Raw genomic sequence first — 8,545 nt, 5'->3', positions numbered from 1 at the left:
TCCGGGGCGGCGACGTCGGGTGCGCCGGGCGGGGAGACGGACGCGGGGCAGCCCGCGCCCGCCGACGCCGAGCGTCCTGCCGCGGGCGGCGGCCGGATCGACTATGCGCATCCGCGCCGCTCCGCCGCGCCCCCGCCGCCCCCAGCCGCCTCCCCGGCCCCGCCGGGACAGCCGGCCGCCCCCGTCGCCGGCGATGCCACCGGATGGTCCATGGAAGAGCGGCTCTACAACCAGATCTGGGGCATGTTCGAAGACCTCGCCCGGACGACCGCCGCCTACCGCAGCGCGGTCGAGTTCGCGGAGTCCCGGATGGACCAGGAGCTCGACCGGGTCCTGGACGATCCGCGCAGCCGCATCGGAGGGGCGGGCGACGCCGCCCGAGAGGCCGCCCGTGCCGAGTGCCGCAGGCTTGCCGACGAGGCCCGCCGGGTGCTCGACCGGGACCTGGCCCAGCTGGCCGCCGAGTCCGAGGTCGTCGAGCCCGCGCTGCCGCCCGCCTTCGCCCGGTGGGACAACCCCTGCTGGCACGGCTACCGGGTGCCCATGGAGGTCCCGATGGCGCTGCGCATCGGCGATCTCCATCTGCCGGAGAACCCCGCACTGCGCATTCCCTTCCTCGTCCGGCTGCCCCTGGAACGCGGCCTGTGGGTCGACAGCGGGCGCACCGGATCCGAAGCCGCCCTGATGCTCGACGAGGCGCAGTTGCGCAGGCAGGCGCTGGACTGCGCGGTCGGACACGCCGCCCGGCTGCTCGCTGTCTATCCGCCGGGGGAGTTCTCCGTCCACGTCATCGACCCGGCGGGCGCGGGCGCGGCAGCGCTCGCGCCGCTGTCCGGCTCGGGGCTGCTCGGCGCGCCGCCCGCGCCGGGGGCGCAGGGGGTTCGCGAGGTGCTCGGCCGGCTCACCCGGCGCGTCGACCTGGTGACGATGGCGGTGCGCGGCGGGGCGGCGGACTCGCTGCCGCCCGATGTGGACGCCGCCGAACAACTGCTGATCGTCCATGACTTCCCGCACGGCTTCGACGACCGGGCGGTCAACCAGTTGCGCTATCTGGCGGACGAGGGCCCGGTCGTCGGCGTCCATCTGCTGATGGTCGCCGACCGGGAGGAGGCGAGCGGGTACGGCCCCGTCCTCGATCCGCTCTGGCGCTCCCTGCTGCGGATCACTCCGGCGCCCGACGACCACCTGGCGGACCCGTGGGTCCGCCACGCCTGGACCTATGAGCCGCTGACCGTTCCGCCCGGCAGCGACGTGGTGCGGCAGGTGCTGGGCCAGGTGGCGGCCGCCCATCGAGCATGGGGGCGCTGACCTGCATATTTGAAGATCTTTTTACCGATTCCTTTACCTTCGCTTGGGGTTTGCTGTACTGTCGTCCGGGCGGAGGGGAGTACTCCCACCTCGCGGCGTTCCCGTCAGTACGGACCACTCGGTCTTGAACCGGTCCCGGGGCGTCGGCCCATGGCGCGCCAGCGCCGCCCGGGTGGAGGAGACCTCCGGCACGAGACGAGGCTGCACCGCAGCCCTTGTGAAGCCGGAGGCTCAGTGGACGTTTCATGGACCCTGTGGGCGCTGACCGTGTTCGGTCTGACCGCCTTGATCGCTGTCGACTTCTTCATCGGGCGCAAGCCCCATGACGTGTCGATCAAAGAAGCCGGCATCTGGACCGGCGTCTGGATCGTGCTGGCCGTGCTCTTCGGCCTCGGTCTGCTGGTATTCGGCAACAGCCAGGCGTCGGGAGAGTTCTTCGCCGGTTTCATCACCGAGAAGTCGCTGAGCGTCGACAACCTCTTCGTCTTTGTGCTGATCATGGCGAAGTTCTCGGTGCCCTCCCACCTGCAGCAGCGGGTGCTGCTGGTGGGCGTGCTGATCGCCCTGGTGCTGCGGGCGATCTTCATCGCTGCCGGGGCGGCGGTCATCGCCAACTTCTCCTGGGTCTTCTACCTCTTCGGCGCCTTCCTGATCTACACCGCCTGGAAGCTCATCCAGGAGGCACGCTCCGGCGAGGAGGAAGAGGAGTTCGAGGAGAACCGCCTCCTGAGGTCGATCGAGAACCGCTTCGGCGTCGCCGACCGCTACCACGGCACCAAGCTGTTCATACGCAACAACGGCAAGCGCGTGCTGACCCCTCTGATGGTGGTCATGCTCGCCATCGGCACCACCGATGTGCTCTTCGCGCTGGACTCCATCCCCGCCATCTTCGGTCTCACCCAGGACCCGTACATCGTCTTCACCGCGAACGCCTTTGCGCTGATGGGCCTGCGGCAGCTGTACTTCCTCATCGGCGGGCTGCTCAAGAAGCTGGTCCACCTGAGCTACGGTCTGTCGGTGATCCTCGGCTTCATCGGCGTCAAGCTGGTGCTGCATGCGCTGCACGAGTCCGGGGTGCACGTCCCGGAGATCTCGATCCCGTTCTCCCTGTCCGTCATCTGCGGCGTGCTGATCGTCACCACGATCACCAGCCTGATCGCCTCGAAGAAGCAGGACGAGCGGCAGCCGGAGCCGGAGCCGGAGCCGGCGAAGGACGAGGACAGCGTCGGGGCCTGACCCCCAGGGAGGGCGCCGGTGTCTGGAGTGCGACAGTCGCGGAGTGCGGCTGCCGGGAGAGGGGTAGCCATGATTCGCTGTCCGACGGCCGCCCGCCCGCGGCCCTCCCGGCAGTACTGATGAGGAGGTGACTCCCATAGGCGTCAGCCATCCCAGAAGGCATGGGCCGCAGCCGGACAGATCACTGCTGCTCGACCGGGCCGCAGCGCCGCCGAAGGCCGCGGTGCTGCTGCTCCACGGCGGCTGCGCCGACAGCCTGGAGCCGCCCCCCGCGTGGAACCTCCCCGGGGTGCGGATGCGCCCCTTCGGCCGGGCCGTCGCCCGCGCCACCACCGATCATGATGTGGTGCTCGGCCGGGTGCGCTACCGCTGCCGCGGCTGGAACGGGGACCGCGCCGACGCGGCGCGGGACGCCCTGCAGGCCCTGGAGGAACTGGCCTTTCTCGCCGGCCCGGTGCCGGTGGTGCTGGTCGGCCACTCGATGGGCGGCCGGGCTGCCCTGCGCGCTGCCGGGCATCCGGCGGTGGAGGCCGTCGTGGGACTCGCGCCCTGGTGCCCCGACGGCGAGCCGGTGGAGCATCTGGCAGGGCGGCGGATCGTGCTGGTCCACGGCGACCGCGACCGGGTGACCGACCCCCGCGGCAGCTGGGACCTGGCGGCCAGGGCCCGCGCCGCCGGGGCGGAGACCTGCGCGCTGCGGATCCCGGGCGGCGATCACGCCATGCTCCGCCACGCATGGGTCTGGCACACGCTGACCACCCGCCTGGTCACCGGTCTGCTGCGGCTCGGGCCGCTGCCGGCGACCGTGGCGGACAGTTTCGACGATCTGGGCCCGGGCGACGTACGCCGCCCTGTGCGGCGTCGCTGAAGCGGCCGGGGCCGCCCGGCGGCTACCAGCCGCGCTCGCGCCACTCCGGCAGATGGGGCCGTTCCGCGCCCAGCGTGGTGTCCTTGCCATGGCCGGGATAGACCCAGGTCTCGTCCGGGAGGCGGTCGAAGAGCTTGGTCTCCACATCGCGGAGCAGGCTGGCGAAGGCCTCCGGGTCCTTCCAGGTGTTGCCGACTCCGCCGGGGAACAGGCAGTCGCCGGTGAAGACATGGGGGTGCCCGTGCTGGTCGTCGTAGATGAGGGCGATCGACCCCGGGGTGTGGCCCACCAGATGACGCGCCGTCAGTTCCACTCGGCCGACCCGGATGACATCCCCGTCGTCGACCAGGACATCCGTCGGAACCGGAATGCCCTCGGCGTCATGCCGCCCGGCATAGGTGCGGGCGCCGGTCGCGCGGACCACCTCGGCGAGCGCCTGCCAGTGGTCGCCGTGCCGGTGCGTGGTCACCACGGAGGCGATCGAGTCCTCACCGATCAGCTGGAGCAGCGTCTCGGCGTCATTGGCCGCGTCGATCAGCAGTTGCTCGCCGGTGGCCCGGCAGCGCAGCAGATATGCGTTGTTGTCCATCGGGCCGACCGCGACCTTGGAGATCATCAGGTCCGTCAGCTCATGAACGTCCGCCGGGCCGCCGACCTTTACCACTCCGCTGTACGTCATGGGCCCAGCGTATGCCCTACCGGTGTCCGGCGGATCTTTCCCCCACCCCGCCCCGTCCCGTATCCGGGGGCTTCGCCCCGGCCCTCCGGGTATGGCCTGCCGGACCCCCGGGTACGGCCTGAAGGCCGTGTCTGCGAACTCGCCCGCACTTCCCTCCGGGGCGCCGCCGGGCGGGCTGGAAACTCCAGCCTCGCTGGAGGCGCTTCCCAGCCGCAGTTGGGGGGCTGGGAGGGCGAGGCGTGGGGGCCCGGGGAGCCCGTTACGGGCACTCCCGGGCCGAGCGGCCGAGCGGTCACCCGGTCACCCGGTCACAGGGGCGGCAGTGCGGGCAGCGGGCCGCCCGAGGCATGCAGCTCGACGCCGTCCCGGCGGCCGGCCAGCCAGCCCAGCAGCGCGGGGGCGGCCCCGGAGACCTTGATCTGCGGGCCCTCCGCGCCGCCCGTCCGCCACTCGCCGCCGTCGGCGGACGAGACCATGGTCGGCGGGACTGCCGCGAGACCGCTGAAGCGCTGAGTGAGGAACTCGATCTCCCGGTTGGTGAAGTCCCCGGGCAGGTCCTCCAGCTCATAGCCGACGCCCAGGTCGACATGGTGCAGCTCGACCTCGACGAGCCGTCGGAAGGGGAGTCGTGCCGCCGTGTCGGTGACGCCGTTGCGCAACTCGACCGTGCGGGCCCAGTCGGAGTCGGCCGCGCCCGCCGACTGGAAGCGGGCGGCGCTCTCGCGCACGTCCGCGAGATGCTCGGCCAGGGGCCGATGGGCGCCGCGCTCGATGTCGGCGTCACGCGCCTCGGCGCTCTCGTACATCGGGCGGCCTTCGAGGACGTTCACCAGCGCGTCGGCGTTGCGGGCGATATGGGCCAGGACATGGCCCCGACTCCATCCAGGAAGCCGCGAGGGCGCGGCGACCGCCGCGTCGTCCAGAGCGGCGGCTGCGCTCAGGAGCCGCTCCGTCGCATCACGTACTGAGGCCAGGTCATGCACAGGATCGATCATGAGCTCGACGATAGCCCCGCCACACGTTCGGGTGAAGGTGGCGAACTGCCGCAGTAAATCGAATGCACGTGCTATAGGCTCGGGGGAGGCATCCTTGGTTGTCAGGCATTCATCGATCTGGCCGCCCCCATAGGCTGGAACAGTCTGGGACGGGGGCTGTGCCCCCGCTTCTCTCAAGAAAGGTGCGGACCGGCGTGGCCGACCGTCTCATCGTCCGTGGCGCTCGCGAGCACAACCTGAAGAACGTCTCGCTCGACCTCCCGCGTGACTCCCTCATCGTCTTCACCGGGCTCTCGGGGTCGGGCAAGTCGTCGCTCGCGTTCGACACGATCTTCGCCGAGGGGCAGCGCCGCTATGTCGAATCCCTCTCCTCCTACGCCCGGCAGTTCCTCGGCCAGATGGACAAGCCGGACGTCGACTTCATCGAGGGACTCTCCCCGGCCGTCTCCATCGACCAGAAGTCCACGTCGCGCAACCCGCGCTCGACGGTGGGCACCATCACCGAGGTCTACGACTACCTCCGGCTGCTCTTCGCCCGGATCGGCAAGCCGCACTGCCCCCAGTGCGGCCGGCCCATCTCGCGCCAGTCGCCGCAGGCCATCGTGGACAAGGTCCTGGAGCTGCCCGAGGGCAGCCGCTTCCAGGTCCTCTCGCCCCTGGTCCGGGAGCGCAAGGGGGAGTTCGTCGACCTCTTCTCCGATCTGCAGACGAAGGGATACAGCCGGGCGCGTGTCGACGGACAGACCGTCCAGCTCGCCGATCCGCCCAAGCTCAAGAAGCAGGAGAAGCACACCATCGAGGTGGTCGTCGACCGCCTCACGGTCAAGGACTCCGCCAAGCGCCGGCTCACCGACTCCGTGGAGACCGCGCTGGGCCTCTCCGGCGGCATGGTCGTGCTCGACTTCGTCGACCTCCCAGAGGACGACCCCGAGCGGGAGCGGATGTACTCGGAGCATCTGTACTGCGCCTACGACGACCTGTCCTTCGAGGAGCTGGAGCCCCGCTCGTTCTCCTTCAACTCCCCCTTCGGCGCCTGCCCCGACTGCACCGGCATCGGCACCCGCATGGAGGTCGACCCCGAGCTGATCGTGCCCGACCCGGACAGGTCCCTGGACGAAGGCGCGATCCACCCCTGGTCCCATGGCCACACCAAGGAGTACTTCGGCCGGCTGATCGGCGGGCTCGCCCTTGCCCTGGGCTTCTCCACCGACATGCCCTGGGCCGGACTGCCGCAGCGTGCCAAGAAGGCTCTGCTGCACGGACACAAGACACAGGTCGAGGTCCGCTACCGCAATCGGTACGGGAGGGAGCGCGCCTACACCACGCCCGCCTTCGAAGGGGCGGTGCAGTTCGTCAAGCGACGGCACTCCGAGGCCGAGAGCGACTCCAGCAGGGAGCGCTTCGAGGGCTATATGCGCGAGGTGCCCTGCCCCACCTGCGAGGGCTCCCGGCTCAAGCCGATCGTCCTGGCGGTCACGGTCATGGAAAAGTCCATTGCCGATGTCTCGGCCATGTCGATCAGCGAGTGCGCCGACTTCCTCGGCCGGCTGAAGCTGAACGCCCGCGACAAGAAGATCGCGGAGCGGGTGCTCAAGGAGGTCAACGAACGGCTGAGGTTCCTGGTCGACGTCGGCCTGGACTATCTCTCGCTCAACCGCGCGGCGGGCACCCTGTCCGGCGGAGAGGCCCAGCGCATCCGGCTGGCCACCCAGATCGGCTCCGGTCTGGTCGGCGTGCTCTACGTCCTCGACGAGCCCTCCATCGGGCTGCACCAGCGTGACAACCACCGACTGATCGAGACCCTGGTGCGGCTGCGCGACATGGGCAACACGCTCATCGTCGTCGAGCACGACGAGGACACCATCAAGGTGGCCGACTGGGTGGTCGACATCGGCCCGGGCGCGGGCGAGCACGGCGGCAAGGTGGTCCACTCGGGCCCGCTGGCGGAGCTGGTGTCCAACAAGGAGTCGATGACCGGGCAGTACCTCTCCCGCAAGCGCGCCATCGCCACCCCCGACGTCCGCAGGCCCGTCGACCCGGCACGCCGGCTCACCGTCCACGGCGCCCGGGAGAACAACCTGCGGGACATCGACGTGTCCTTCCCGCTCGGGGTGCTCACCGCCGTCACCGGAGTCTCCGGGTCCGGGAAGTCGACCCTGGTCAACGACATCCTCTACACCCACCTCGCCCGCGAGCTGAACGGCGCGAAGTCGGTGCCGGGGCGTCACACGCGCGTAGCGGGCGACGATCTCGTCGACAAGGTGGTGCACGTCGACCAGTCGCCCATCGGCCGGACCCCCCGCTCCAACCCGGCCACCTACACCGGCGTCTTCGACCATGTGCGCAAGCTCTTCGCCGAGACGATGGAGGCGAAGGTCCGCGGCTACCTCCCGGGCCGGTTCTCCTTCAACGTCAAGGGCGGCCGCTGTGAGAACTGCTCCGGCGACGGCACCATCAAGATCGAGATGAACTTCCTGCCGGATGTGTATGTGCCGTGCGAGGTCTGCCACGGAGCGCGCTACAACCGGGAGACGCTGGAGGTCCACTACAAGGGCAAGTCCATCGCCGAGGTGCTGGACATGCCGATCGAGGAGGCCCTGCACTTCTTCGAGGCCGTTCCCACGATCTCGCGGCACCTCAAGACCCTCACCGAGGTCGGACTGGGCTATGTGCGGCTCGGACAGCCCGCGCCGACGCTCTCCGGCGGCGAGGCGCAGCGGGTGAAGCTGGCCTCGGAGCTCCAGAAGCGCTCCACGGGCCGCACGGTCTATGTGCTGGACGAGCCGACCACCGGCCTGCACTTCGAGGACATCAACAAGCTGATCAATGTGCTCTCCGGCCTGGTGGACAAGGGCAACACCGTGATCGTCATCGAGCACAATCTGGATGTCATCAAGACGGCGGACTGGGTGCTCGACCTGGGCCCCGAGGGGGGCAGCGGCGGCGGACTGGTGATCGCCGAAGGCACTCCGGAGCAGGTCGCCGGCGTGCCGGCCAGCCACACCGGAAAGTTCCTCAGGGAGATCCTGGACGCCGAGCGGATCAGCGACGCGGTGCCGCCCCCGCGCAGTGCGAGGAAGGCCGTGCAGAAGAAGGCCGCGGCCAAGACCGCCGCTGCTGACGCGACCGGCGCCGAGAAGACGACCGCTGTCAGCAGGAAGGCCGCCAAGACGGTCGCGGCCAAGAGCACGGCGGCCAAGAAGACGGCCACGGCGCGGACCCGTACCCGCAAGGGCTGACGCCTTGCTTCCGGTGCGCCGGCGGAGAGCCCACGGCGCACCGGCGAGGCACTAGTAGTGCTTGGTCAGGTTGGTTGTCCTGGTGCGTGTCCTTCGGGCCCGGTGTGGCGTTGAGTGGGTGTGACTCCGGACGAGATGACTTTGGCGCGTGGTGAGTTGGAGGCGTTTGCGGCGGAGATGTTCGAGCCGTTCGCGAGAAACGACCAGCGCCGGTGGGGCC

The 8,545-nt window shown here is 70.1% G+C and carries 5 protein-coding genes and 1 pseudogene; 4 read left to right on the top strand and 2 right to left on the bottom strand.

Annotation, left to right across the window (positions count from 1 at the left end):
• The 3 genes and pseudogenes from QCN29_RS36010 to QCN29_RS36000 form a co-directional block, all read left to right on the top strand.
• Positions 1-1,308, top strand: a pseudogene (locus tag QCN29_RS36010) (TerD family protein); the annotation flags it as partial.
• 234 nt (positions 1,309-1,542) lie between these two features.
• Complete coding sequence (locus tag QCN29_RS36005) at positions 1,543-2,544, top strand: TerC family protein (protein ID WP_279933470.1); 1,002 nt, start codon at positions 1,543-1,545, stop codon at positions 2,542-2,544.
• A gap of 127 nt (positions 2,545-2,671) precedes the next feature.
• Positions 2,672-3,412, top strand: a complete 741-nt coding sequence (locus QCN29_RS36000; protein WP_398860679.1) for an alpha/beta hydrolase — start codon at positions 2,672-2,674, stop codon at positions 3,410-3,412.
• 22 nt (positions 3,413-3,434) lie between these two features.
• Here the strand turns inward: QCN29_RS36000 and QCN29_RS35995 are convergent, their stop codons facing one another.
• A complete protein-coding gene (locus tag QCN29_RS35995) occupies positions 3,435-4,091 on the bottom strand; it encodes an MBL fold metallo-hydrolase (protein WP_279933468.1) in 657 nt (218 codons plus the stop codon).
• Positions 4,092-4,399: 308 nt separating this feature from the next.
• The gene (locus QCN29_RS35990) at positions 4,400-5,086 is read right to left on the bottom strand and encodes a maleylpyruvate isomerase family mycothiol-dependent enzyme (RefSeq protein ID WP_279933467.1); all 687 of its coding nucleotides are present in this window, start codon (positions 5,084-5,086) and stop codon (positions 4,400-4,402) included.
• 194 nt (positions 5,087-5,280) lie between these two features.
• Here QCN29_RS35990 and uvrA point away from each other — a divergent pair, with 194 nt between their 5' ends.
• Positions 5,281-8,325 carry an excinuclease ABC subunit UvrA gene (uvrA, locus tag QCN29_RS35985; RefSeq protein ID WP_279933465.1) on the top strand — a complete coding sequence of 1,015 codons (3,045 nt, stop codon included), beginning with the start codon at positions 5,281-5,283 and terminating at the stop codon, positions 8,323-8,325.
• Positions 8,326-8,545 lie beyond the last annotated feature (220 nt).

Source organism: Streptomyces chengmaiensis (assembly GCF_029846775.1).
In the GTDB taxonomy this organism is placed as follows: Bacteria; Actinomycetota; Actinomycetes; order Streptomycetales; family Streptomycetaceae; genus Streptomyces; species Streptomyces chengmaiensis.
Note: the sequence above shows the minus strand (reverse complement) of the source record. Positions and strands in the feature narration are given on the sequence as shown.